The sequence below is a fragment of the Chengkuizengella sp. SCS-71B genome (genome assembly GCF_040100845.1).
Lineage (GTDB): Bacteria > Bacillota > Bacilli > Paenibacillales > KCTC-33759 > Chengkuizengella.
The window spans coordinates 2,230,651-2,255,889 of sequence record NZ_JAZHSH010000001.1; the positions used below are offsets into that span (position 1 = coordinate 2,230,651).

Consider the following 25,239-nt stretch of genomic DNA (forward strand, 5'->3'; position numbering starts at 1 on the left):
TTCAAAGCTTTCTTTCCCATTTATAAGGTATAGTTTTATCATTAGGAAGAAGTCTGTCTTCATCTTTATTTTCAAAATCATAAGCAATGTTATTCATATGAAGAAGAATAGCCGGGTCATTACTTAACGTTTTGAAGCCGTGCCATACTCCCGGAGGAATTTGTACTAGTAATGGGTCTTTCTCTACGATATATATTTCTTTAATCTGATTAAATGAAATCGAATTTTCCCTTGTATCATAAAGTACTAGCAACAACTCACCTCTTATTAGAGTGATTTGGTCTATTTGTTTACGATGCCGATACCATGCCTTAATAACTCCTGGGTTCGTAGCAGTAATATATGCTTGACCGAATCCAGGAAATTCTGCATCATCATTTCTCTGCACTTCCATTAAAAAACCTTTTTCATTTGTTACTTTTTTTAGTGACATAATTTCTATTTCGTCCACTTTTCTTCCTCCTTAATTCATGAAGATATATTATAAATATGAACTATGAATGACTTTGATTCCTATATTCCCGGTAGTCTGAAGAGATCTTTCTTTCAGGTATTCTGTATCTGTTCCAAAAGTGATGCATGTTTAAGGTCAAAAAAATCTTTTGGAGCATTAGTGTAATCATGCAGGAAATTTCTTATTAATAAAGCTTCTTCCTTAAGAGACAAACATAAATTATTCCTATCCAGCGAATCCCTGAAACTTCTTCCTAACCATCCTATAGAGGTTTTTAACCTTAATTGTTCAAATAATATTAATTCTGGATTTACGGGAAGTGTTGTATCGGATAATTTTGCTATACCGCCGAACCCCCACGGTAATTTTTTTTTGTTAATAACCATGGCATATTCTTCTAACGACCCATTTAATATCGGTTCAAAAATAGTTTTGTATCCATAACTTATGCTAAGATCATTAAATCCTATATGAATTTCATGAACCCCCTTCAATTCAACTATTTTAGGAAGTAATTCTGCTGCTTCCTTAGTTTCAATTAACAGGCTGTTGATTACAGCTCCATCTGTTAGTTTAAGGAAAGTGTTTACTTCATCCATAGTATGAAAAAAAGGAAGCATCACGATATCAGCTCCCATCTGAACCACGGTCTCTACTTCTTTTTTTGAATTTTTACTAATAGGATTTATACGGACCAAAAGTGAATTTTTTTTAAAATTTTTCTTTATTATTGGAATATCGATGATCGTGTGATCAGATAAGAAAAGGTTTTTACCAGATTGGCGAATGGACTTCCCTATTACCTCCAAGTCTATCATAATTCGATCTATTCCTGCAGATTGTACATAATTAGCCATAATAGGGTCATTAGTAATAAAGGTGAAAATCATAGTTTCTTACTCCCAACTATACGGTATAGTTTTATCTGTATGGGGAAGTCTGTCCTTATCTTTATTGGACAATCGGCATTTGTCAATGTAACCAATAGATTTCTTATACAATAAAAATTGTTTCTTTCCATTGATAATATGATGTTATTTCAATATAAATAACATATAAATTAATAAACTTTACAATATTTTAACAGCTCCTTTTTTTAAACTTTCAAATACCTGGAGTTTTTTTCTTTCATCCCATAAATAATGATTTCCCCATTGTCTAGCTATATCGGTTTTTCTAAGTTTTGTTTTTAATTCTGACGATCGGCTGTTAAAATAATCAAAACCTAAATATTTATAATGTAAAAGTTTGACTTCTTTTTTAATTGGTTTTTTAACATTACCCGAAGGAGAAGCAAAATGCCTACCAACAGAAAAGTTGATTTCTTTAATCTCATTCGGCTTGAAAATTTGAGGTTTATCCAAAACTGGACTTTTAACACCAACCTTTATACTTTCATACAAAGGTTTGTCATTATTGGGGAATGAATCTGAAACCATGTTATAACCCTCAGCTTCAATGATTGTGATCCCATCGAAAGTACAGACTTGTAGATATTCTCTAAGGTTAGGATGATATAAATGTTCATCTATGTTACAGATGATAACCCAGTCGGCCTTGCTTTGTTTCCAAAAATGGTTGTATAGGTAGAGCAATGAGAGTAGCATATTATCACCTTGTATTTTAAACCTGTTCACAATCACTTTAGAATGCGACCGTAGAATTGATAATGAATTGTCAGTTGAGTCATTATCAAAAATATAATACTGGTCAACTATGTTGTCATAATGCTTGAAAAAATAGGGTAGCATTTTTTCTTCGTTCCAGCATAGGGCATATAAGTGAATTTTCATGCAATTCACTCCTCTCAATACATTTGTATATATTTTAATACAGGTTGTTTTAATACGTTAATCCACCATTTCCCAGGCTCTGAGTAAAAACACAACATAACTTCTTCTTCATTTAATGAGATATCTTATGATTAGGATGGCATCCTTGATTGGACATATGTCTTGCTTTATGCAAATTCCGCATTTTGGTAAGGAATGAAATAATCAATGTTCCCTCTTAGGTTATTCAAATCTCAAGATAGTATAAGAAATGAGATATGATACAATAGATTTGGTATTATAGTTGTTCAACAGGGGGAAACATGACGTATGGAATTTATAGTAGAGTATTTATCATTTTTCGTGATACAAAATGAAGGACAAGAAAATGGGACATCCCTTTCCTTTCGACATTATCAAACATTAAATCGAGAAGAGTATCAGCAAAGTGAAATTAAGAGCTTTTTAGATGAAGAATATATAAGGATTACAAAACGAAAAGTAGAGAAACATCCTCAATCGAATCAAACACCTACAAAAATTGGTTATTTTATCGTTGAACCCGGGCATGAACTCACGAGCAATCCTAACTACAATTTGTTCCAAAGATTACTTCAAGCACAAGATAAACAGGAATACTTAGATTTCAGCGATGAACTAGTTCGAATGTACATGGATACAAGCTCCGTGCGGGGAGGAGCACTGGTGATTGCTAGGGCTAAAATAGACAAATATGGAGATGAACCATTTGTTTTCGTAATGAAGTGTGATTTTGAACCCAAAATAGCACGTATCTCAGATGAAAAGAATTTGATCTCACAGGTGGAAATGGCTATTAGTGCAAGAAATATTAAATCGATACAATATCCATTTATGCCTGAACCTGGAATTCGTGAGGAATATGAACTAAAAATTCATCAGTCATCTCATGCTAGGTATTTTGAAGACTTCCTTAAATATGTCACTTATGAAAAATCAATGCCAGAAATTGTGAATGAACAGATGATCACGATGGTAAACCAATATGTTGAGGATAAATGGCAGCATAAAGAAGGGCATATAGAACAGGAAGAACGAAAAAAAGAGGAAGAAAGCTTAGAATTATGGGCTGCATCTGAAAAAAGAGAATTACAACAAAGGTGGAGTCATGAACAGGTTATGCAAGCGGCCAATCAACTAGTAGAGCAGAAAGATGATATTGAGCTTAAGTTTAAGTTAGATGGAATTCAAGTAAAGGGTTTATTGGAACAGTATGGTGATCAAATACACCTAGCCAAACTAAATGGTCGTTTTGTCGTTATGATAGATGGAGATTCATTTCAGTTTGAAAAGGGAGTTTCACCTATCGAACTGCTTCATCCCGAAGATTTTGAATCTGTGATTGAAAGAATAAAAACAAGACCAAACTCGATTAAAGAAGAATTTCAAACCAATTCAACTTTAGAACCCAGACACAACGCTTTAGACGATTCTCCTCCTTGGGAATAAGGATTTTAAAAAAGATGAAAAATTCCTTATCGTTTTTTTCTATTGCATTATAATGGAATCATACTATAATCATAATTGAGTAATTACATAATATTGTAAAACAGAAATATGAATTTATAGTGTATTATTTAAAAGAATTTGAATTCAGCAATAGGGGGAAATAATATGGCGGAAATTATGACTGGAGCAGAAGCAGTTGTACAATGTATAAAAAACAAAGATGTTAATCATGTTTTTTGTGTCCCAGGGGAGAGTTATTTAGATATTATGGATGTCATTTATGATACACCAGAAATAGAACTGATTTCTGCAAGGCACGAAGGTGGAGCTTCATTTATGGCCGAAGCGTATGCAAAGGCATCAGGGAATGTTTCTGTTGCTATGGCTACAAGAGGAGTTGGAGCTGCAAATTTAGCAATCGGAGTCCATACAGCTTATCAGGATTCTACCCCAATGGTCGTTTTTTTAGGACAGGTAGATCGGAAATTTAGGGGACGAGAAGGCTTTCAAGAGGTTGAATTAGATCGTTTTTTTGATCCTATTAGTAAGTGGGCTGTAGAAATACGAGATGTAGAAAGAATCCCTGAATTCGTCCAACGTGCATTTAGAATTGCAAAATCTGGCAGACCAGGTCCCGTTGTAGTATCACTTCCAGCAGATATTTTATCAGAGAAAGCAACCATGAAATTTATAGATTCTACAAATCAACCAAGACATACTCCAACTGATTTAGAGTTGTCTAACTGTATCCAAATGATTGAAGAATCTAATAAGCCATTAATATTAGCAGGAGGGGGAATTAAACTATCAAATGCAGAAACAGAACTGCTGGAATTTGCAGAACTTTTACATATTCCCGTGGTTAGTTCCTTTAGAAGACATGATATTTTTCCTAACACAAACGATTTATATGTAGGTCATTTAGGATTAGGTACATTTAATAATATAATAGAGACTGTGAAAGAGTCAGATCTGATTATTGCAATAGGAACACGTTTTTCAGAAGTAACAACTCAAAGTTATACTTTATTTGAATCACACCATAAACTCATTCATTGCGATATAGAATCCACTACGATTGGAAAAGTGTATCCACCAGATCTTTCGTTAATTGGTGATTCAAAAGCAACGCTCTCCGCTTTAAATCAAAAAATTAAAAATGAAAAACGAGTATCAATAGGGTGGAGAAAGTGGGCAGAGGAACACAGAAAAAGTTATGAAAATAATTCAGCTTTAAATTCAATAGATGAATCTTCAAAAGGGATAGAAATGAAAGGGATCATTAAAACTCTTCAAGAAAACCTCCCTAAAGATGCAATTCTCACAAATGATGCAGGCAATTTTTCTGGCTGGCTGCATAATTATTTTCAGTTTTCTCAACCAAACACCTATATTGGACCAACCTCAGGAGCCATGGGTTATGGTTTGCCTGCAGCAATTGGAGCTAAATTAGCTTGCCCTGAAAAAGTAGTTGTATCTTTATCAGGAGATGGTGGGTTTATGATGACTTTGCAGGAACTAGAAACGGCAGTGCGTTATCAAACACCAATTATTTCACTCGTTTTCAACAATAATATGCATGGAACCATTCGAATGCATCAAGAAAAACATTTCCCTGAACGTGTAATTGGTACTGAATTAGGAAACCCAGATTTTGTGAAATTGGCAGAATCAATGGGGGTATTCGGTCAAAAGGTAGAACATAACCATGAATTTGAAAACGCTTTAAAACAAGCCTTAGACAGTCGAATACCTTCACTTATTGAAGTTGTTTGTGATCCAGAAAAAATATCAGTAAAGTATACGATTGAACAACTTAGAACATTAAAATGATTTAGATAGTATCGATCTATGTTAAAGAAAATTAAGTTAAGAGGCTGGGACATAAGTTGAAAACTAACTGATTTTTGCATAATACGCATAAATAAAATCGCATGAAATCAAGGATTATTAAATTGATTTCATGCGATTTATTCATTTTAATTGGGTTTTGTCCCAGCCTCTTTTCATGCAAGTTTTAATTCAACCAATATATCATTAATCTTATATAAAATTTGATCTATATCATCAATCGTTGTGCAAAGTGGAAGCCATACATAAATCGTATCTCCTAGTGGACGCATAATCAAACCATGTTTTAATCCTGTCAAATACACTTGATATCCCGTTCTTTTATTGGCTGCATAACTTATCCCCTTAGCTTTATCTTCAAAGATATCCATCGCTGCAATCATGCCGATGCCTCTCACGTTTCCGATATGTTTCAACTTATCAAATTCACGAAACCGATGTTGTAAATATTCTGAAGTTGCTTGTATCGAGTCTATTACTTTGTTATCTTCAAATATTTGCAGGTTTTCAAGTGCAACGGCACAAGCTAGTGGATTACCTGTGAAACTATGTCCGTGGAAAAAAGTTTTATATGTTTCATATTCATCATAAAAGGCATCAAATATTTTAAGTGTACTTAACGTAACTGAGAGTGGCATAACACCTGCAGTTAAACCTTTCGAGAGACACATAAGGTCTGGAGATATTCCAGCATGTTCGCATGCAAACAACTTACCTGTTCTACCAAATCCAACAGCTACTTCATCAGCAATAAGGTGGATGTCAAATTCATCACATAATTTACGAATACCAATTAAATAGGAGGGAGGATACACAATCATTCCACCTGCAGCTTGAACTAAAGGTTCCATGACGAATCCAGCAATCTCCTCTGACTTTTCTTCAAACAAAGTTCTGACTTCTTCTAAACAGATAGAAACAGCTTCATCTTCAGAGGCACCTTGCTGCTGTGACCAAAAAAATGGATTTGGAGATGAAACCTTGTATGAGTCAAAAAGAAGGGGTTTAAAAACAGAATGGAAAAGTTCCACACCACCAACACTTACTGCACCAATGGTATCTCCATGATAGCTATTATCCAAAAAGACGAATTTATTTTTTTCTTTTTTTCCTAAATGAAGCCAATATTGAAATGACATTTTTAACGCAACTTCTACAGCGGTAGAGCCATTATCTGAAAAAAATACTTTATTTAAACCTTCTGGTGTAATTTCAACTAGTTCTTCTGAAAGTTCTATAGCAGGTCTATGAGTAAACCCACTAAACATCACGTGATCCATCTCTGACATCTGTTTATCTATTGCTGCACGAATACGTGGATGTGAATGTCCATGGACGTTAACCCACCAAGATGAAACCGTATCGTAATACTTGTTTCCATCTGCGTCATATAAATAAATGCCTTCGGCTTTTTCTATCAGTACATGGTCCTGGTTCTCGTAATCTTTCATTTGTGTAAAAGGGTGCCACACATAATCTCTATCATTTTTTATTAGTTTATTTTTTAATTGAGTGTCCAAAAGGGTACATCCTCCTAACGAAATACTATATTTCAAATTTAACAATCCCCAATAATAATAACATATAATTGTGTTTAACAAATTCAATTGTTACAAAATTTATTCATAAGCAGAATCCATTTCAATTATAATGAGGTTATAAGAAGTAGTATGAACTAGTTTATTTTTAATAAACAACCAATCTGTTGAAGTGTATAAAGAACGTTGGAATGAATTCCTGATGTATAATAATCAATTTGTTTATGTAGCTGAAACAAAAGAAGGGGAGATCATTGGTTTTTGTTTTCTCAGGAAAAGTATTGGAAGAAGTAGCTTATGGCTTTGAAGATATCGATAAAGTTATAAAAAAACTTAAAAACAAATGATGAATGAATTATGTTTATCAAAATAATTAATGTTTCTAAAATCGTTTTTTACGGAGGGTTTTTATATTGAAAAAGATACTCTTAACTGGATTTGTACCATTTTTAAACTATCCTATCAATCCAACTGAACAAATTGTAAAACAATTAAATAGGCACACAATAGGCAATTATGAAGTGTATGGACGTGTTTTATCTGTAGATTTTGAACAATCAGGTCAAGAAATGATTAAACATTATGAAGAAACGGAGCCCGATGTTGTTCTTTCTTTAGGATTAGCAGCTGGAAATGTTAAGATAACTCCAGAAAGGATTGCAATTAATTGTAATGATGGAGAAGCAGATAATAAAGGGAATAGGAAACAAGATCAACCCATTGTATCTAATGGTCCAGACGGATTATTTTCAACATTACCTATTCGCATACTCGTAAATGGTTTAAAAGATGCAAATCTACCAGCTACAATTTCAAATACAGCAGGTACGTATTTATGTAATCATGTGATGTATACGATGTTGCATCACATCAAAAAAGAGGAAAAATCTACTCGTTCTGGTTTTGTTCATATACCTGCATCTCATGAACTTGCCATTGACAATCCTAAACTTCCAAGCTGGTCTGAACAAGATTTGCTTAGAGCAGTTACCGTTATGATTGAATTGTTGGATTAAACAGTCATAGATCTTATTTACTCGCCATATTTTATTTAGTGTAAGAGGTAACGCATTCAACTTTTATGACAGAGAAGAAAGGTGGGATTATAATGTCTTCTACAAAAACATTAACGAATTTGGAGCTTGAAAGAAAAGAGCTTGGAAGAGTGCACATTGTTCCCGAAGTTGTAGAAATCATAGCAGGAATGGCAACAATTGAAGTTGATGGTGTCGCAAGTATGAGTGGTGGGATAGCAGGGGGAATCGCAGAGTGGATCGGACGCAAAAATCTTTCTAAAGGGATTAAAGTGGAAGTTGGTGAAAGGGAAGTCATCGTTGATGTTTCTATTATTGTTGAATATGGAAAAGAGATTCCTGTTATTGCTTCGAACATCCAAGGAAATGTAAAAGAAGCAATTCATTCAATGACTGGTCTTGTTGTAGTAGAAGTAAATGTAAATGTACATGGTGTTGATCTTGAACAAGAAGATAAAAAGGATATTGTGGATTAACTATTCAATGGGGAGCTTTCCCCATTGAAATTTTATAATAGTATGAAAACTAGTAATAGAGGTACAAGTCTAGGAAGATGAGGTTTCATGTAGGTTGATATGTTTAATATAAAAGCCGATAGTTCCTTTGTATAGGAAATATCGGCTATTTAAATTAATTTGTCTTTTTTTGGTGTAACTGTTAACCACAAGAACAGTTTAATACAGGTTTTCGTGCGGCTGTTGTTTCATCTAAACGTTTTACAACCGTATCATACGGAGCCTTGATAACTATTTCAGGATTTTCTTCAGCTTCTTTAGCGATTTGAATCATGGTGTCAATAAACCCATCAAGTGTTTCTTTGCTTTCCGTTTCCGTTGGTTCAATCATAATACATTCTTCAACATTAAGAGGGAAGTAGATCGTTGGTGGATGATATCCAAAATCAAGCAATCTTTTAGCAACATCTAGTGTACGTACACCATACTGTTTTAACTTTCTACCAGATAATACGAACTCATGCTTACAAACTCCAGGATAAGCAACCTCGTAATATGGTGCTAAACGATGCATCATATAGTTAGCATTGATAACAGCTACTTCAGACACACGTTTTAATCCGTCTGGTCCATATGTGCGCATATACGTATATGCGCGAACAAGAATACCGAAATTTCCATAGTATGCTTTTACACGACCGATGGATTGAGGACGATCATAATCCCAATAGAATGAGCCGTCTTCTTTTTTATTAACAATAGGTTTTGGTAGAAACGGGATCAGTTTACTCTTCACTCCAACTGGACCAGAACCAGGACCCCCACCGCCATGAGGAGTACTCATTGTTTTATGAAGATTTAAATGTACTACATCAAAACCCATATCACCTGGGCGAGTTATCCCCATAATGGCATTTGAATTTGCACCATCGTAATATAACAATCCGCCTGCTTCATGAACGATATTTGCGATTTCTACAATTTCTTGTTCGAATAATCCTAGTGTACTTGGATTTGTGAGCATCAATGCAGCAGTATCGTCACCTACAGCATTACGTAAAGCGTCTAAGTCAACCATTCCACGCTCATCAGATTTTATCGTAATCGTTTCATAGCCAGCTGTAGTTGCACTTGCAGGATTTGTTCCATGAGAAGAATCGGGAACAATAACCTTTGTTCTTTTTTCTCCACGGCTTTCATGATAAGCCCGAATCATCATTAGCCCAGTCCATTCTCCATGTGCACCGGCAGCAGGTTGTAGCGTAACTTGATCCATTCCAGTTAATACAGCTAAATCATTTTGAAGAGTGTAAAGCAATTCAAGTGCGCCTTGAATACTTTCTTCTGGCTGATGAGGATGAATCTTAGCAAACCCTGGAAAACGAGCAGTATCTTCATTGATTTTAGGATTGTATTTCATCGTACAAGACCCTAGTGGATAAAAACCATTATCGATCCCAAAGTTTAATCTTGATAATTCTGTGTAATGTCTAATAACATCTACTTCATAGACCTCCGGCAACTCAGCAGCTTTGCTTCGTTGCATTGATTCTGGTATAACATCGTTTAGAGATACTTGAGGCACATCACATTCTGGTAAAGAATAAGCAACACGTCCTGGTTTACTAAGTTCAAAAATCAATTTTTTTTCGGGTTTCATATGATTTCCTCCAGTTCACGGATGAATCCATCAATTTCATCTTTTGTTCTTCGTTCAGTAACAGCTAACAACATATGTCCTTTTAAATCAGGATAAGAAGATCCTAGATCAAATCCACCGATATAACCTTTTTCTATTAATTTAGAATTGACTGTATTTACGTCCGTTCCTTCAGGAAGTTTTACTACAAACTCATTAAAAAATGGGGCATCAAAGGCAAGTTTTCCAGACTCAGAGAATCGTTTTGCAGCATAATGAGATTTATTTATGTTTAACTGAGCTACTTCTTGCATTCCAGCTTTCCCCATTGTAGTCATATAAATAGATGCACATAAAGCAAGCAAAGCTTGGTTGGAACATATATTAGATGTTGCTTTTTCACGACGAATATGTTGCTCTCGCGCTTGCAAAGTTAATACAAATCCACGTTTCCCATCTGTATCTGTGGTTTGACCTACAACTCTACCAGGTATACGTCTCATTAATTTTTCAGTTACCGCGAAAAATCCACATGTTGGACCACCAAGTGCAGCAGGGATACCTAACGGTTGTGCATCACCAACTACAATATCTGCACCAAGTTTACCAGGAGATTCTAATAACCCAAGGGACATTGGATTCACACTAAGGGCAAGTAAAGCTTTTTTCTCATGCACTAAAGGTTCAATGCTTCTAACATCTTCAATACAACCAAAAAAGTTTGGAGATTGAATCAAAACAGCAGCAGTATCTTCATTAATTAATGTTTTAAGTTCATCAACATTTGTTACGCCATTTTTAAATCCAACTTCTGCGATTTCAAGTCCTAAACCATGTGCAGTTGTTTGTAATATTTCACGAGCTTCAGGATGAACTGTTTTGGAAACGACAATACGTTTACGTCTTGTGGCTCCACTAGCTAAGGCTGCCGCTTCAGCTAACGCGGTAGCGCCATCGTACATACTAGCATTTGCAACCTTCATATCTGTTAATTCACAAATATAGGATTGAAATTCAAAGATGGCCTGTAACTCACCCTGACTAATTTCAGGTTGATAAGGTGTATATGCCGTGTAAAATTCAGAACGAGAGATCATATGGTTAATGACAACTGGAATGTGATGATCATAGATACCTGCGCCTAAAAAGCAAGGATTTTGTTCAAAGTGTGCATTTCTTTCAGCTAATTCACTCATATGCTTTAATAAGTCAGGCTCACTTAACGCTTCTGACATCGGCATAGTTCCTTTATATTGAATAGATTCAGGTATATCTGAAAATAATTCTTCGACGGAATCCGCACCGATCGTAGCGAGCATGTCACTTTGATCTTGTTCTGTCATCGGTATATATCGATGCTTTTTCATAGTTATTCTCCTTCTTTCTTCACTTTTGGTCTTTTATAGAAAGGGGCTTTAATTACTTTGGCTTTTAATTTTTTACCTCTAATTTCCACCCATACCTCTGTATCTAATTTTGTGTAATCTATATCTAAGATAGCTAAACCAAGATTTCTTTTTAAAGTAGGGGATTGTGTACCTGTAGTTACATTTCCAATGTTTTTATCATCTACAAATACGGAATATCCATGACGAGGAATCCCTCTATCTATCATTTCAATGCCAACTAATTTTCTTGACACACCTTGTTGTTTTTGTTCTGTTAATGCTTTGCTTCCTATAAATTCACCTTTATCTAATTTAACGAAAAAACCTAGACTTGCTTCTAATGGTGTGATGTCTTTGGATAGTTCTTGACCATAAAGGGGTAACCTTGCTTCAAAACGGAGTGTATCACGTGCACCTAATCCAACAGGAGTGAGTTCTTCGGGTTCACATGAATTTAATAGACCTTCCCATACTTTCGATGCGTCTTCCGATGAGCAATAAATTTCAAAACCGTCTTCACCAGTGTACCCAGTTCGAGATAGTAGTACTTCTGCACCGCATACTTTCGCTTGTTGAATGAAGTGGAAAGGGGATAGGGAATGAATATCATCAGCAGTAACACGAGATAGGATTTTTTCAGCATTAGGTCCTTGAAGTGCTAATAATGCAGTTTGATCTGATTTATTCTCAATGGTTACGTTCCCTGTAATGTGTTTTTGTAACCATTCTAAATCTTTGTCAATATTCGAAGCATTAACAACTAACATGAATTCGTTTTCGCTGATTTTATATACTAACAAATCATCAACGACTCCACCATCGGGATAACACATTAATGTGTATTGAGCTTGATTCAAATTCAACTTTGTTACATCGTTTGTTGTCATATGCTGAATAAAATGCTCAGCGTCTTTACCTGTTACGATAAATTCACCCATATGAGAAACATCAAAAAGTCCAGCTTGGTTTCTGACAGCTTCATGTTCTTTTTGAATCCCGAAAAATTGAACAGGTAATTCCCAGCCTCCGAAATCAATACAACGTGCAGTTGGATACTTTTCATATAAGTTAAACAAAGGAGTTCTTTTTAATTCACTCATTTCTTCACCTCTTCTATAAGTTTGGAAACACGAAAAAAAGACAGACATAAGAAAAATTAGCTACGTTGGCTTCAATTACTGAAGCGTTTCATAGTTATATGATCCCCATGCTCTGTCCTTTGTACCTGAGAGTTGTCTTACACAAAAATATATGTAAAAGATTAATAAATAGTTTTGTATAAGTTTCCCCTTGGGTGATCCTTTCATCAAAACAGGATTCTCTCCAGAGGTGCGTCAAGTAAAGGTCCTTTTGCCTGAGAGATTCACCTGTGAAGGCTTACTCCTTCGGCGTTACCTATTATACTATGGTAATCTCTCCCGCTACCATCATCCGCTTGTTATATTATTGTTTTTGACATGTATATCAAAATTATATTCTTCGATAGGGAAAGGTGTCAATAATAATTTTTTAAACTAATTTTATTCTGAATATTGACATAGCCTTATAACCTGATTTATGCTGAGTTAGAAAACAAACTTTGATGCGGATGAAGACGAATATGAATGTCTGACGTGGATTAGAACCATACATAATGATGATAGTTCGATTTTAAAGTCAGTAAAATATTGATTGATCTTTGAACCGACTTAGAATAGAACTCACATATTTTAACAATAATAATGATTGAAGTGAGGCGTTGAAGATGAGTGAATTAAGAGAAAATTTAGCGTACAGCGAAGACCACGAATGGACATTATCAGTAGAAGGACAAGTTGTACGAATTGGAATTACTGATTATGCACAAGAACAGTTGGGAGATATTGTGTTTGTAGAGTTTCCTGAAGTTGGAGACAGTTTCTCCGAAGGTGATGTAATGGGGACTATTGAGTCAGTAAAAACGGTGTCTGAAATTTATTATCCCGTATCTGGTAAAGTTACAAAAATTAACGATATCTTAGAAGGCGAGCCAGAAAAAGTGAACGCAGAACCTTATGACGGTGGCTGGTTAGTTGAAGTTGAAGTTGAAGGTGATGTAAAAGAAGCATTGAGTAAACTACTTACTGCTGAAGGTTATCGTGCTGTGATTGAATAAGTTGAATTAAGCAAATATGTTTAAAGCACTAATCCAATGGGATAGTGCTTTTTTTTTGAGAAATTTCAAACCCATTTGCATTCAGAGTTTTTTTTAACTCTTCGAGGGAACTATATCGTAGGTCAATGGTTGATAACCGCTCTTCTACTTTTTTGTAATAGATTAATATTTCAATCTTTTGGAAATAATATTTCTATTATTTACGATTGATATTAAACACTAAGGCAGGTAAAAGAATTGGATTTTATTAAAGATTTTTTAATACTTTTATTACGTGTCGTCACCAGTTTCCCTTTACTTTTAATGATGGTACTTTATATGGGGAAAAGATCTGTCGGTGAAATTCCAGTTTTTGATTTTGTCATTATTATTACAATTGGTGCTGTAGTTGGAGCAGACATTGGAGATCTAAAAGTAGAGCACATATCAACAATAGTGGCAGTGCTTTTAATTGGTTTGTTACAGCGTATTGTGAATGCCTTAATGATTAAAAGTAGGAAATTTGGTAAATGGGTTACTTTTGAACCTACTGTAGTCATTCATAATGGAAATTTATTAAAAGAGAATTTGAAGAAGGAACGTTATTCTATTGATAATATTCTTCAAATGTTGCGAGAAAAAGATATATTTAATATTGAAGATGTTGAGATGGCGATATTAGAATCAAATGGTAAGTTGTCGGTGTACAAGAAACCATTGAAGTCAGCCGTCACTATAGAAGATCTTGGGCTAGATTTAAAACATAACAAATTTTCTTACCCCATTATATTAGATGGGATCATTTCTGAAAAAGTATTATCTTATATTCAAAAAGACATGAAGTGGTTGGAGACCCAGCTTCAAAATCAAAGTGTACGAATAGAAGATGTATTTTTTGCTTCTGTGAATGAGAACTCAGAAATTCATGTGTCTAAAAATTCACCCACTCAAATTCCTCCAATAGAACATTAAAGATTAAAGATCCCTACCATATGATAATCAAGAAGGTAGGGATCTTATTTTTTATATATGTTGAATATTTTAATTTAACTTTTTATGAAAAACTCCCTTCCCAAAAAAAAAATGCAGCATATGATAATATCAACATCTTTAGAAATGAGCATGAAATATGTAAGTTGAGTGAGAGGGGAACTTTATGGAAAAAACTACACAATTAAAACAAATCCTCACTTCAAAAGAGCTGGATTTTATTATGGAAGCTCATAACGGTTTATCAGCTACCATTGTACAAGAAACTGGGTTTAAAGGAATATGGGCAAGTGGTTTATCGATCTCAGCTTCGATGGGAGTTAGAGACAATAATGAGGCTTCTTGGACTCAAGTGTTGGAGATTTTAGAGTTTATGAGTGATGCTACATCTATTCCAATTCTATTTGATGGAGATACAGGTTTCGGTAATTTTAACAATGCAAGGCGACTAGTAAAAAAATTAGAACAACGTAAAATTGCAGGGGTATGTATAGAAGATAAATTGTTTCCAAAAACGAATTCATTTATTAATGCAGCAACTCAACCACTTGCAGACATTGATGAATTTTCCGGCAAAATTAAAGCAATGAAAGATGCTCAAACAGATGATGATTTCATTGTTGTAGCCAGAGTGGAAGCGTTTATCACAGGTTGGGGATTAGAAGAAGCATTGAAACGTGCAGAAGCTTATCGTCAAGCAGGAGCGGATGCGATACTTATTCATAGCAAAAGATCGGATTTTAAAGAGATTGAATCGTTTATGCAAGAATGGTCAGGCAGGTTGCCAATTGTGTTAGTCCCTACGAAATATTACACTACTCCTACTGAACTGTTTAAGGATGCAGGCGCTAATTTAGTGATTTGGGCGAATCACAATCTGAGAGCCTCCATTGATGCAATAAAAAATATTTCTGAAATGATTTATCGAGACGAAAGTATATACCGTGCAGAAAACCTGGTAGCTGCCCTCGAAGAGGTTTTTAGGCTGCAAAATTCAAATGAGCTCGATTTAGCGGAACGTAAATATCTCCCTAAAAAAAATATAACTGAAAAAAAATTATAGATAGTAATTTATATGAAATAAATTTTGTAAAAAGGTGGTGTTTACGCTGGGGAAAATAAGAAAACATAAATGGGCTAAATATCAGTTTATGATAAAAAATGAAGACTTGATTCCATATATGCCTGAAACATACTTAATGGATAAAGAGGTTTTTGGTGTATTTCTCAATAAATATGAAGATGTAATATTAAAACCATCCAAAGGGAGTAGAGGACGTGGAGTTATTTTAGTGTCTGCAGAAGGAAATAATCGGTATAAAATTCATAGTGAAGATCATATTGTTACAAAAAAGGGGAGAGAAAAAACCTATAAGTATTTGAAAGATAAAATCGATAATTATATTATTCAACAAAGTATCTTCAGACCTACCATTAATGATTGTCCTTTTGACTTTAGAGTGATTACGCAAAGGAAGAAAGATTCAAATAGATGGGTTGTTACTGGCAAGGTAGCAAAAGTTGCTGGGGAAGGCTTTATTGTTTCTAACATAACGAGGAGTAAAGGGCATGTTTTACCAGCCAGTGCAGCTATTCAGATGTCTACAATTAGTAATCTTCCATATAAATCACTACTTAGGAAAATAGATAGAGTAGCTTTAGCTTCAGCTCACCACTTAGTTAAATATTATAAGAAAAATCGTATTTTTGGATTAGATATAGCATTGGATCAGAATGGTCATGTATGGATTCTTGAAGCTAACTTAAAACCATTCACCTCACATTTTAAAATGCTTGAGGATAAAAGTATGTATCGAAGGATTAAGAGATATAAAAGTAGTTAATGTTGAGGTCGTAGTGCCCTACTAATCATAGTACGGGCTTTTCTTCAGTATTTAATTTAGTAACAGAAGGAAAGGTGAAGGGTTTGATTGATACAAAAGAGTTTGGAGATGAATTAAAAAAATTAAATTTTTTAAAGTATATTGGCGTCCCTTGTTCTTTCCTAAAAAGTTTAATAAATTATGCAATGAATGAATGTGAATACATTGCTGCAACAAATGAAGGGGAAGCAGTAGCGATAGCGTCAGGCATTTCAATAGGAGGTATTAAACCAGTTGTTCTTATGCAGAATTCCGGATTATCAAACGCTGTTTCTCCATTAACATCTCTAATATTTCCCTTTCGAATCCCATTTCTTGGTTTCGTGAGTTTACGAGGGGAGGAAGGGATTTCTGATGAACCACAACATGAATTAATGGGTCAGATAACGACAAAAATGCTTGATTTAATGCAGATCGAATGGCAATATTTATCCACCCATTTAGATGAAGCGATCCAGCAACTATACTATGCAAACCATTGTTTGGACAATAATCGTTGTTTTTTCTTCGTCGTAAGAAAAGATACGTTTTCAAAAGAAAAATTAAAAAAAGAGCAATTACTTACTCATGTTAATCATCTAAAATTAGACTGTCACTCAAACAATCAAGTTCCTTCTAGGTTTGAGTCTTTGAAAGTAATTAATGAATTAAAAGATCATCAGACCATTCAAATTGCTACAACAGGAAAAACCGGAAGAGAATTATATGAAATCGAAGATGCATACAATAATTTATATATGGTTGGTTCAATGGGATGTGTTAGCTCAATAGGGTTAGGTTTAGCTTTATCTCGACCTGACAACAACATCATTGTTCTTGATGGGGACGGTTCTTTACTAATGAGGATGGGGTGTTTAGCTTCGAATGGTTATAATCACCCATCAAATATGCTTCATATATTATTAGATAATCATGCTTATGAATCTACTGGAGCACAAAGTACAGTATCACATAATGTTGATTTTATAAATATTGCTGCTTCATGTGGATATGTAAATTCAATTTATGTACACAACTTAAACGAACTAAAAAAAGAAATAAATGTTTGGAAAGATAATAAAGGATTAACTTTTTTATATTTAAAAATTTCCAAAGAATCTAAAAGTAAGTTAGGACGTCCTTCGATTAAACCTTATGAGGTTAAAGAAAGGTTAATGCATTTTATGAGTAATTAGAGGTGAAGGATAAATGAATCGTATTAAGAGAAATATTTTATTAAATCCAGGTCCGGCAACTACAACAGATAGCGTTAAATTGGCACAAGTTGTACCAGATATTTGCCCTCGTGAAGTTGAATTTGGCCAGCTTATGAATTCTGTATCCACAGATTTAACTCAATTTGTTGCTGACACTGCTGAATATACTACTGTTTTATTTAGTGGATCTGGTACCTCTGCCGTAGAAGCTATTTTATGTTCTAGTGTGTCTCAAGAAGATACCCTTTTCATTATTAATAATGGTGCATATGGTGAACGGATGGTTAAAATTGCAAAAACGTATAAATTAAATTATGTAGAGTTTACTAGTTTGCCTTATGAACCGTTAGACTTAGAACTCTTAGAGCGAAGGATTCAAAATTGCTCAAATAAAATTAGCCATCTCGCAGTCGTGCATCATGAAACGACAACAGGTTTATTAAACAATGTGAAATTCATTGGTGACATTTGTAATAAATATGATATTGATCTCATCGTTGATGCGATGAGCACTTATGCAGCAATTCCTATTCAGATGGATGAAATGAATATATCTTATTTGGCTGCTAGCTCAAACAAAAATCTTCAAGGAATGGCTGGCATTTCGTTTGTTGTAGCTAAAGTAAGTAAATTAGAAAAGTTAGAAAATGCGGATATTCCGAGCTATTATTTGAATTTATATGAACAATATAAATATTTCTCCAAAAACAATCAAATGCGTTTTACACCACCAGTTCAAACGATGTATGCACTAAATCAGGCGATTATAGAATTAAAAGAAGAGGGCATTTCTGATCGATATGCTAGATACACCCGTTCATGGGATAGATTAATTAGAGGAATAAGCCGTCTAGGGTTATCATACTTAGTCCCAGAAGCTCACCATTCCAAAATCATTACTGCAATAAATGAACCAGATTATTCTGACTACAACTTCCAAAATATGCATCAATATTTCTACAAACATAATATCATGATTTATCCAGGCAAATTAAATGAATTTAAAACGTTTAGAATTGCCAATATTGGTGCAATTACTTATAAGGATATAGATATTTTTTTAGAATTGTTAGAACATTATCTCGCAAATATTTCTTTGATTAAATATGAACTCTGAAATGAAATTAAAACTTATGATTCTCATGGAAATCACTCAAAATTAGACTTATTACCATGTTAAGCAGTCCATACCATTTTAAATCACCTGCATAAAATAATGTATATGTATTTGGAGGTGATTACAATCTCAAAAGATAGATTTATTGCGAGTAAATGGGAGAAGACAGTTGTATTACAACAAAATCGTACATTAAGTAAATTTGTTCCTGAGACTGAAAAATTAAACTCTAAAAAACTTCAAAATATGCTAAATAAACATAAAATGGTATATGTTAAACCAGTTATAGGTACCGGTGGAGTTGGTATCATGAAAATAAATAAATTAACTAATATAGATGGAATACGATACAAACTCCAAAAAACTACAAATATACAAAGATTTGATACCTTTGATGAATTATACAAATCACTACAAAAACATATAAAGAATAAAGATTATATCATTCAAAAAGGAATAGCGTTGCTTAAATATAAAAAAAGATTAATGGATCTTCGCATTATGGTTCAGAAAAATTTAAATAATAAATGGGAAGTGACGGGATCTGCGGCAAGAATAGCTCCAAAAAATAAAATAGTCACAAATGTTAGCAGTGGGGGCATCACAGTTGATTTTAACACGATGTTGGAACATTTTTATGAAGATGAAACAGAGCAAAAGGAATTTTTGGAATATTTACATCAGTTGTGTTTAGAAATCGTTAAGCAATTACAGAAATATAATCCTAACCTAAAAGAAATTGGAGTGGATATCGGGCTCGATAAGAAAATGCACCCTTGGATATTAGAGGTAAATACAAAACCTGATCCACGTGTATTTTTTAGAGATAGTAAAACAATTGAAAAAGTTGTTCGATATGGAAGTGCGTATGGAAGACAGTATAATCTAAAGCCTAAGTTCAAACATGAAGAAAAGTACGCCAAAAAATTAGGTAAATTATGATTCTCACAACTTTTACAAAAGTTGTGTTTTTTTATAACTTAGGAATTTATAAAATTTCAAATTATAAGTTTCAAAAACTACCTCCAAATAAAACTCGATGATTGGCAAGTCTAGACGAAGGCAGAATCGTTAGTTGCCCTTATCGGCTACCTCCATGAGAGACTCCGATTGGAGTTTTTGTTCTTACTGAGGGAAGAATTTATTAAAATATGTTGCATATTTTCCCTAAAAAGTGCTATGATAATCTATATACATAAGTTTTCTAGGTAGGTGAGAAAATGTTCAATAGAGAATTAGTAAAGGGAAGCACTTCATTAGTTGTACTACAATTGTTAAACGAGAGGGATATGTATGGTTATGAACTAGCTAAAGAATTTGGACGCCGAAGCGAGCAGCTTTTGCAAGTAAAAGAAGGTACCTTATACCCTGCTTTGCATAAACTGGAGAAACAAGCATACATCGAATGTTATTGGCAGGAACAAGAAAAAGGACCAGCCCGTAAATATTACAGAATTACTGAAGAAGGCAAGGAAATGCTGCTCGAGAAAACTTCAGAATGGGAAAAGTTCGTCAATGTAATGAATAAAGTATTAAGTGAGACAAAACATGACTTATCATAAAGTAAAAAAGCTGTATTTAGAACAGCTGGGTAATGAACTTAAAAAACATACTGAGAAAGAAGAAATTCTTATTGATTATGAGCAACATATATCTGAACTTGTAAATGACTGCGATATTAAGATTCAAACAGAACAAGAGTGGATGTTTTACATTACAGAACGATTAGGAACACCTAAAGGAGTGGCTAGAATTTGGCGAGAAGAATTAGCTGTCTCCCAAAATCGAACGCTTATTTATTTTTTGTTAGTTAACTTATTGTTCTTTATCTTTGGTGGATTACTAACTGTATTACATTTTACACTAGGCTTGAAATGGTTTAGCGAAGTTTGGAGGTTTTTAATCTCAATTCCATCTTTATTAATGATTTTATATATGTTCTTTTGGGCGTTGTTAGGATATGAATTGGGTAAAAGTTTCGGTGCAAATGGGAAAAAATTATTAAAGAAAACGTTCGTTATTGCTATTATTCCAAATTTAACCCTTATGATATTAGTCTTATTTCAAATCATACCTCATGAATGGTTTCATCCTTTACTGACTAAAACATTTATTTTACTTTGTATCACATCTACGGTTTTTCTCTATCCCATAAGTTATATAGGTTTTTGTTGGGGGAAAAAGAAGTCGGTGTAATTTTTTTAAATTGCTACATAGAATATCTATATATTTTAATTTTCTTATAAATTGGAGGGAATGTGATGAGTTCACAACTGCAAAAGTCAGATTTGAAATTATTAGCTGCATGTTTTCTTTTAGCAGTATTATTCGAACAAAGTTTTTTTCATGGAACAGTAGGTATATCTTACATTATTTTTGTTGTAGCCTTTTATTGGTTATATTATTGGCGTTTTCGTAAGTTTCCTTTATCAAATCATCGATTGGGATTTTTACTTTTAATCTGCATTTGGTTATTAGCCTTAAGTTACTTGTTATATTCAAATCCCTTTTTCTATGCAATGAATGCGATTATCATTCCTTGTTTGATCATTATTCATATCGTGCTTATTTCGAGTCAAAGTAAAATTCAATGGTATCAATGGAGGTTTGTGTCACTAATTTTTAAGAGTATTGTTGAATCTTTTTCATACCTTAGTCAGTTTTTCAAAGCAAGGAAAACTTCAATATACTCTAAAGTGGAAAAAGGTCATATTCAGATATTTAAAAAAATAGTTCTGGGGCTTTTGATCTCATTCCCCGTGTTAGTCATCGTCATCAGCTTACTTTCATCTGCAGATCAAAAATTTAGTAGTTTAATCAGCAGCTTGCCTAATTTTATGATTGGTGTACCAGTTGGAGAATGGATTGGTAGGGCAATTATCATTATCATATATACATTCATCGTATTTGGGTTCATTGGTAGTTTAAGAAATTCTGATAAAGTAATTGAATCAAATACAGTTGAGTCAAAACTAGTTACATTAGATGGTATTATCATTGCTACATTTCTAATTTTGTTGGATGTTGTGTATTTATTGTTTGTATCTGTGCAGTTTCAATATTTTTTTAGTGACAGCCTTCATGCAGGATATACTTATTCAGAATATGCTCGTCGTGGATTTTTTGAATTATTGCTCGTGTCATTAATTAATTTATCCGTGTTAAGTGGGGTTTTAGCATTTACGAAGGTTGACTCTAAAAAGATGAAACGATTGATCCAAATATTATTAACAATACTTATCATTTCAAGTGGTATTATGCTTGTTTCCGCCTTTCTTCGCTTAAATTTGTATGAAGAATATTATGGTTATACATTTTTTAGAGTTCTTCCTCATTCATTTACGATCTTTCTGGGAATCGTTTTTACCTATACATTAACTAAAGTATGGATTGACAGATTGACACTTCGTCATTTTTATTTTATTTCTGCTTTAATTTATTACACATTTTTGAATGTCATGAATGTAGATCAATTCGTTGTGAATGAAAATATGAAGAGATATGAGGAAACAGGAGTTATGGATGTGCATTTCATGAGTCAGTCAGATCCTGGTATTATCGCATTAATTGAATTATATGAATCCAATCCTAAAGAGAAGGAATCAGAAATAAAAGAAATACTTCAAATTCGCCAAAGTGGATTATGGGATTATAAAATGCCTTGGCAATCATTCAATTTCACTAAATATGCGACAGTAGAACGTTTAAAGAACCTTAATTTAGAGTGATTTTTCACAAAAAATGGCTGATACCATGTTACGATAATAATTGCAAATAAGGGTGAAATGATGAATATTGAACTCAAATCAATCGAAAAAGAAAAGAAATTTATGTTAGATCAAATACTAATTTTCGATGAGCACATCATGAAAGGGACTATCATTCAATTCACACCACTTTCTGATAGTGAATCCATTTATAAATACCATGATTATTTTAGAAATCACTTTTTTGATGACAAAGCTATATGTAAAAATGAAATTATTCAACTTTTTGATCGCTTTAATGGAAAATGGGTAATTAAAATTGCAGTTTTAAAAACAAATAGCTCAAATATACCATTTTGGCGATCAATGATTTCTAGTTATACAGAGGGTGATTTTGAAGAATACTTTGAATTAGCTCAAGGCGGGGCTACTCAAGTTTACAAATTTAATAATGATAGTTATCGGTATTACATGAAACCATTATTAAAGATTTATGGGTATTAATTTTAATATTTAGCATTATCTATTAAATGTTATAATATGACAATAGTTTAAGTTAAGGGATTGATGATATGAGTGAAAAAGACAATTTATATACGTTAGAGGAATTCCATAAGAAATGCGCTGTTCGTTTATTTAATCAAGTATGGGATCTATTAGAAAAAGAATCCCGAACTACGATGGAAGATGATACTATGATACATGCTGCACATGCATCAAGATATCATTGGGGAATTATCGGTAAAGAAGAGAATTTAGCAAGAGGGGAGTGGCAAATTTCAAGAGTTTATTCCGTATTAAAAAAGTCTGAAAGAGCGATCTACCATGGTCAAAGATGTTTAGATATTTGCTTAGAAAATCAAATCGGAGATTGGGATCTTGTTTTTGCTTATGAAGCCATTGCTAGAGCATATAAAGTGAAAAATGATATTGAAAATACTAAAAAATATCTAAAACTAGCCAATGAAGCTGGGGAAAATATAAAAGATCCAAAGGACAGAGAAGTATTGATTAAAGATTTAAAAACTGTTTAAGATTATTTCAAATCGTAGGCGATGCGTATCGTAAATTAACCAAGCAATTACGAAAAAACTATAAACTCATTATTAACTAGAAAAAAGTATACAGACTGTGTAGAGAGCTGGGAATTTTACGCCCTCAGCGTAGTGGCGGTCATGATAGCTTATTTAAGCAATACCAACTTAAGTCATAGTTGGCTCTTGGTAAGACAATCATGCCCGTGGAGGCTCCATGTCAAGCAAGTTCATCTTACAGCTATAAAGTGAAAGGTCAAAAAAGAAAAGAAATAATAAGAATCCGTTAGAAAAAAGAGATTATGTCCAAAATACGGGAGTTAAATTCGGGTTATGCGGAAATCAAACATTTTGATTTAGTTGCAATAAAATCAGAAGGTTACAACGTTAAGAATTTTAAAAGATAAAAAAAGCCTAGTTTCTCTATATTTAAACGAGAAATTAGGTTTTCGTTATTCAAGAAAAGCGCTATATCGTTCAAGATTATATCTTATTAGTAAGTTCAAAGAAACTTTACCTTACATTCTTGAATTATTCACATGCTGAATCATTCATTGATTTCATAAATTAATATGTCAAATAGTTCATTGAGTTAACCAGTTATATTTCTGGCTGATTTCATTTTTGCATGGAAAGTGAGTAAAAATTCTATTTTATAATATTTATTTCTAAAGCTTCTATAAAAAGTCTTATAATGGTTTCTTTATATTGATTACTCTCAAGTAAAGATGAAATTCGTTCATCATTAAATCTTTCTTTTAAAAAAAAAGACGTTAACATATTCGAAAAAAATAATAAACTTAATGAGTCAGATTCAAAAGAAGATTTGATCTTTCCTTTTTGTTTCATGGTATCAAAATATTCCACTAATATTTCCCCATTCATATATTGATTTGGAAGATCAATTTTTTCTCTATAGATGAATTTAATAATCTGTTGATTTTTGTTAAGCTCTCGATCAACGATCGTCAAAACCTTTCTTAAGTCTTGCTCTAATTGATATACAGCTTCATTCTCAAGGTAATGTGTGATGAGTGGTAGAGGCGTCGTAATCATGGTATTGATACGTTCCAAAATATTTTCTTTCTTGCCAAAATGTCGATAAACGGTGAGTTCTTTCGTCCCCGCTTTTTCTGCGATTTCTTTTATCGTTGTTGCTTTATATCCATTCTCTGAAAATAATTCAAGAGAAGCATTGATTATTTTTTCTTTAGTAGATAATTTCTCCAAATTCTCTCACTCCTTATTGTCTTTCCAGTTATTTTTACAATGTCATTCACACTACTTATTGTTCTTAATATTTTAACATTAATGGATTTTATTAGTATATCGAGAAATTATTCCCGTATTTACAACGTCTAAAACTTTATATGTTTAACATTCATTTTAGACCATGGTTTAGACGAAAACAAGAAGTAATTGATAGAAAAATTAAGACATTAAGAATAAGGTGATCTCATAGAAACCTCTGCGAAAAACTACTATAATAATAGGTTCATCATTATCTTTTACATTTGATCAAAGCAATTATTTGAATAAAACCCGTACGCCAACCTACCTACTAACTATGAATAGTAATA

At 33.3% G+C, this 25,239-nt stretch carries 24 protein-coding genes and 1 riboswitch; of the genes, 16 read left to right on the forward strand and 8 right to left on the reverse strand.

The annotated features are described in order from the left end of the window. Position 1 precedes the first annotated feature (1 nt). The 3 genes from VQL36_RS10875 to VQL36_RS10885 form a co-directional block, all read right to left on the reverse strand. Complete coding sequence (locus tag VQL36_RS10875; protein WP_349249328.1) at positions 2-451, reverse strand: dTDP-4-dehydrorhamnose 3,5-epimerase family protein; 450 nt, start codon at positions 449-451, stop codon at positions 2-4. A 95-nt stretch (positions 452-546) separates the two neighbouring features. Then, positions 547-1,344, reverse strand: coding sequence for an aldolase/citrate lyase family protein (locus VQL36_RS10880; RefSeq protein WP_349249329.1), 798 nt, complete (start codon positions 1,342-1,344; stop codon positions 547-549). Between the two features lie 180 nt (positions 1,345-1,524). Next, positions 1,525-2,247: a glycosyltransferase family 2 protein gene (locus VQL36_RS10885; protein WP_349249330.1), complete on the reverse strand. Its 723-nt coding sequence runs from the start codon at positions 2,245-2,247 to the stop codon at positions 1,525-1,527. Positions 2,248-2,556: 309 nt separating this feature from the next. Here VQL36_RS10885 and VQL36_RS10890 point away from each other — a divergent pair, with 309 nt between their 5' ends. After that, on the forward strand, positions 2,557-3,714 hold the full coding sequence (locus tag VQL36_RS10890) for a DUF3900 domain-containing protein (RefSeq protein WP_349249331.1): 1,158 nt from the start codon (positions 2,557-2,559) through the stop codon (positions 3,712-3,714). Positions 3,715-3,879: 165 nt separating this feature from the next. Beyond that, a complete protein-coding gene (locus VQL36_RS10895; protein ID WP_349249332.1) occupies positions 3,880-5,547 on the forward strand; it encodes a thiamine pyrophosphate-dependent enzyme in 1,668 nt (555 codons plus the stop codon). Between the two features lie 173 nt (positions 5,548-5,720). Here VQL36_RS10895 and bioA read toward each other — a convergent pair whose 3' ends face one another. Next, positions 5,721-7,085 carry an adenosylmethionine--8-amino-7-oxononanoate transaminase gene (bioA, locus tag VQL36_RS10900; RefSeq protein WP_349249333.1) on the reverse strand — a complete coding sequence of 455 codons (1,365 nt, stop codon included), beginning with the start codon at positions 7,083-7,085 and terminating at the stop codon, positions 5,721-5,723. Between the two features lie 431 nt (positions 7,086-7,516). Between bioA and VQL36_RS10905 the strand changes: the two genes are divergently transcribed. Continuing rightward, positions 7,517-8,119 (forward strand): pyroglutamyl-peptidase I, encoded by a 603-nt coding sequence (locus tag VQL36_RS10905; protein ID WP_349249334.1) that lies wholly within the window; start codon positions 7,517-7,519, stop codon positions 8,117-8,119. 92 nt (positions 8,120-8,211) lie between these two features. Further along, entirely contained in the window at positions 8,212-8,613 is a 402-nt protein-coding gene (locus tag VQL36_RS10910) for an Asp23/Gls24 family envelope stress response protein (RefSeq protein WP_349249335.1), read from the forward strand. 181 nt (positions 8,614-8,794) lie between these two features. Here VQL36_RS10910 and gcvPB read toward each other — a convergent pair whose 3' ends face one another. The 3 genes from gcvPB to gcvT are packed head-to-tail and all read right to left on the reverse strand — an operon-like array spanning position 8,795 to position 12,719. Continuing rightward, positions 8,795-10,252, reverse strand: a complete 1,458-nt coding sequence (gene gcvPB / locus VQL36_RS10915; RefSeq protein ID WP_349249336.1) for an aminomethyl-transferring glycine dehydrogenase subunit GcvPB — start codon at positions 10,250-10,252, stop codon at positions 8,795-8,797. After that, the gene (gcvPA, locus tag VQL36_RS10920; RefSeq protein WP_349249337.1) at positions 10,249-11,598 is read right to left on the reverse strand and encodes an aminomethyl-transferring glycine dehydrogenase subunit GcvPA; all 1,350 of its coding nucleotides are present in this window, start codon (positions 11,596-11,598) and stop codon (positions 10,249-10,251) included. The genes gcvPB and gcvPA overlap by 4 nt, the downstream gene beginning before the upstream one ends. A gap of 2 nt (positions 11,599-11,600) precedes the next feature. Then, the gene (gcvT, locus tag VQL36_RS10925) at positions 11,601-12,719 is read right to left on the reverse strand and encodes a glycine cleavage system aminomethyltransferase GcvT (protein WP_349249338.1); all 1,119 of its coding nucleotides are present in this window, start codon (positions 12,717-12,719) and stop codon (positions 11,601-11,603) included. Between the two features lie 232 nt (positions 12,720-12,951). Then, positions 12,952-13,050: riboswitch (glycine riboswitch) on the reverse strand. Between the two features lie 313 nt (positions 13,051-13,363). Between gcvT and gcvH the strand changes: the two genes are divergently transcribed. The 12 genes from gcvH to VQL36_RS10985 all read left to right on the forward strand — a co-directional run bounded on the left by gcvH (position 13,364) and on the right by VQL36_RS10985 (position 23,659). Further along, positions 13,364-13,753 carry a glycine cleavage system protein GcvH gene (gene gcvH, locus VQL36_RS10930; RefSeq protein ID WP_349249339.1) on the forward strand — a complete coding sequence of 130 codons (390 nt, stop codon included), beginning with the start codon at positions 13,364-13,366 and terminating at the stop codon, positions 13,751-13,753. A 237-nt stretch (positions 13,754-13,990) separates the two neighbouring features. Then, on the forward strand, positions 13,991-14,704 hold the full coding sequence (locus VQL36_RS10935) for a DUF421 domain-containing protein (RefSeq protein WP_349249340.1): 714 nt from the start codon (positions 13,991-13,993) through the stop codon (positions 14,702-14,704). A gap of 184 nt (positions 14,705-14,888) precedes the next feature. After that, on the forward strand, positions 14,889-15,785 hold the full coding sequence (gene aepX / locus VQL36_RS10940; RefSeq protein WP_349249341.1) for a phosphoenolpyruvate mutase: 897 nt from the start codon (positions 14,889-14,891) through the stop codon (positions 15,783-15,785). 37 nt (positions 15,786-15,822) lie between these two features. Next, positions 15,823-16,566, forward strand: coding sequence for a YheC/YheD family protein (locus VQL36_RS10945; RefSeq protein ID WP_349249342.1), 744 nt, complete (start codon positions 15,823-15,825; stop codon positions 16,564-16,566). An 86-nt stretch (positions 16,567-16,652) separates the two neighbouring features. Further along, positions 16,653-17,780 (forward strand): phosphonopyruvate decarboxylase, encoded by a 1,128-nt coding sequence (aepY, locus tag VQL36_RS10950; protein WP_349251169.1) that lies wholly within the window; start codon positions 16,653-16,655, stop codon positions 17,778-17,780. 13 nt (positions 17,781-17,793) lie between these two features. Next, positions 17,794-18,918 (forward strand): 2-aminoethylphosphonate aminotransferase, encoded by a 1,125-nt coding sequence (locus VQL36_RS10955; RefSeq protein WP_349249343.1) that lies wholly within the window; start codon positions 17,794-17,796, stop codon positions 18,916-18,918. 105 nt (positions 18,919-19,023) lie between these two features. Next, complete coding sequence (locus VQL36_RS10960; protein ID WP_349249344.1) at positions 19,024-19,860, forward strand: YheC/YheD family protein; 837 nt, start codon at positions 19,024-19,026, stop codon at positions 19,858-19,860. A 278-nt stretch (positions 19,861-20,138) separates the two neighbouring features. Further along, positions 20,139-20,480: a PadR family transcriptional regulator gene (locus tag VQL36_RS10965; RefSeq protein WP_349249345.1), complete on the forward strand. Its 342-nt coding sequence runs from the start codon at positions 20,139-20,141 to the stop codon at positions 20,478-20,480. Next, on the forward strand, positions 20,467-21,114 hold the full coding sequence (locus VQL36_RS10970) for a hypothetical protein (RefSeq protein WP_349249346.1): 648 nt from the start codon (positions 20,467-20,469) through the stop codon (positions 21,112-21,114). The genes VQL36_RS10965 and VQL36_RS10970 overlap by 14 nt, the downstream gene beginning before the upstream one ends. A gap of 65 nt (positions 21,115-21,179) precedes the next feature. After that, the gene (locus VQL36_RS10975; RefSeq protein WP_349249347.1) at positions 21,180-22,646 is read left to right on the forward strand and encodes a DUF4173 domain-containing protein; all 1,467 of its coding nucleotides are present in this window, start codon (positions 21,180-21,182) and stop codon (positions 22,644-22,646) included. A 57-nt stretch (positions 22,647-22,703) separates the two neighbouring features. Next, complete coding sequence (locus tag VQL36_RS10980) at positions 22,704-23,129, forward strand: hypothetical protein (protein ID WP_349249348.1); 426 nt, start codon at positions 22,704-22,706, stop codon at positions 23,127-23,129. Between the two features lie 68 nt (positions 23,130-23,197). Next, positions 23,198-23,659: a hypothetical protein gene (locus VQL36_RS10985; RefSeq protein WP_349249349.1), complete on the forward strand. Its 462-nt coding sequence runs from the start codon at positions 23,198-23,200 to the stop codon at positions 23,657-23,659. Positions 23,660-24,307: 648 nt separating this feature from the next. Here VQL36_RS10985 and VQL36_RS10990 read toward each other — a convergent pair. Beyond that, positions 24,308-24,889 (reverse strand): helix-turn-helix domain-containing protein, encoded by a 582-nt coding sequence (locus tag VQL36_RS10990; protein WP_349249350.1) that lies wholly within the window; start codon positions 24,887-24,889, stop codon positions 24,308-24,310. Positions 24,890-25,239: the final 350 nt, after the last annotated feature.

Bases quoted from the DNA above. Each gene is read 5' to 3' on its own strand.
- gcvT (WP_349249338.1), bottom strand. From the start codon at position 12,719: ATGAGTGAATTAAAAAGAACTCCTTTGTTTAACTTATATGAAAAGTAT.
- VQL36_RS10970 (WP_349249346.1), top strand. From the start codon at position 20,467: ATGACTTATCATAAAGTAAAAAAGCTGTATTTAGAACAGCTGGGTAAT.
- VQL36_RS10895 (WP_349249332.1), top strand. From the start codon at position 3,880: ATGGCGGAAATTATGACTGGAGCAGAAGCAGTTGTACAATGTATAAAA.
- VQL36_RS10965 (WP_349249345.1), top strand. From the start codon at position 20,139: ATGTTCAATAGAGAATTAGTAAAGGGAAGCACTTCATTAGTTGTACTA.
- aepX (WP_349249341.1), top strand. From the start codon at position 14,889: ATGGAAAAAACTACACAATTAAAACAAATCCTCACTTCAAAAGAGCTG.
- gcvH (WP_349249339.1), top strand. From the start codon at position 13,364: ATGAGTGAATTAAGAGAAAATTTAGCGTACAGCGAAGACCACGAATGG.
- VQL36_RS10980 (WP_349249348.1), top strand. From the start codon at position 22,704: ATGATGAATATTGAACTCAAATCAATCGAAAAAGAAAAGAAATTTATG.
- gcvPA (WP_349249337.1), bottom strand. From the start codon at position 11,598: ATGAAAAAGCATCGATATATACCGATGACAGAACAAGATCAAAGTGAC.
- VQL36_RS10985 (WP_349249349.1), top strand. From the start codon at position 23,198: ATGAGTGAAAAAGACAATTTATATACGTTAGAGGAATTCCATAAGAAA.
- VQL36_RS10960 (WP_349249344.1), top strand. From the start codon at position 19,024: ATGTATTTGGAGGTGATTACAATCTCAAAAGATAGATTTATTGCGAGT.
- VQL36_RS10955 (WP_349249343.1), top strand. From the start codon at position 17,794: ATGAATCGTATTAAGAGAAATATTTTATTAAATCCAGGTCCGGCAACT.
- VQL36_RS10880 (WP_349249329.1), bottom strand. From the start codon at position 1,344: ATGATTTTCACCTTTATTACTAATGACCCTATTATGGCTAATTATGTA.
- VQL36_RS10890 (WP_349249331.1), top strand. From the start codon at position 2,557: ATGGAATTTATAGTAGAGTATTTATCATTTTTCGTGATACAAAATGAA.
- VQL36_RS10910 (WP_349249335.1), top strand. From the start codon at position 8,212: ATGTCTTCTACAAAAACATTAACGAATTTGGAGCTTGAAAGAAAAGAG.
- gcvPB (WP_349249336.1), bottom strand. From the start codon at position 10,252: ATGAAACCCGAAAAAAAATTGATTTTTGAACTTAGTAAACCAGGACGT.
- VQL36_RS10975 (WP_349249347.1), top strand. From the start codon at position 21,180: ATGAGTTCACAACTGCAAAAGTCAGATTTGAAATTATTAGCTGCATGT.
- VQL36_RS10885 (WP_349249330.1), bottom strand. From the start codon at position 2,247: ATGAAAATTCACTTATATGCCCTATGCTGGAACGAAGAAAAAATGCTA.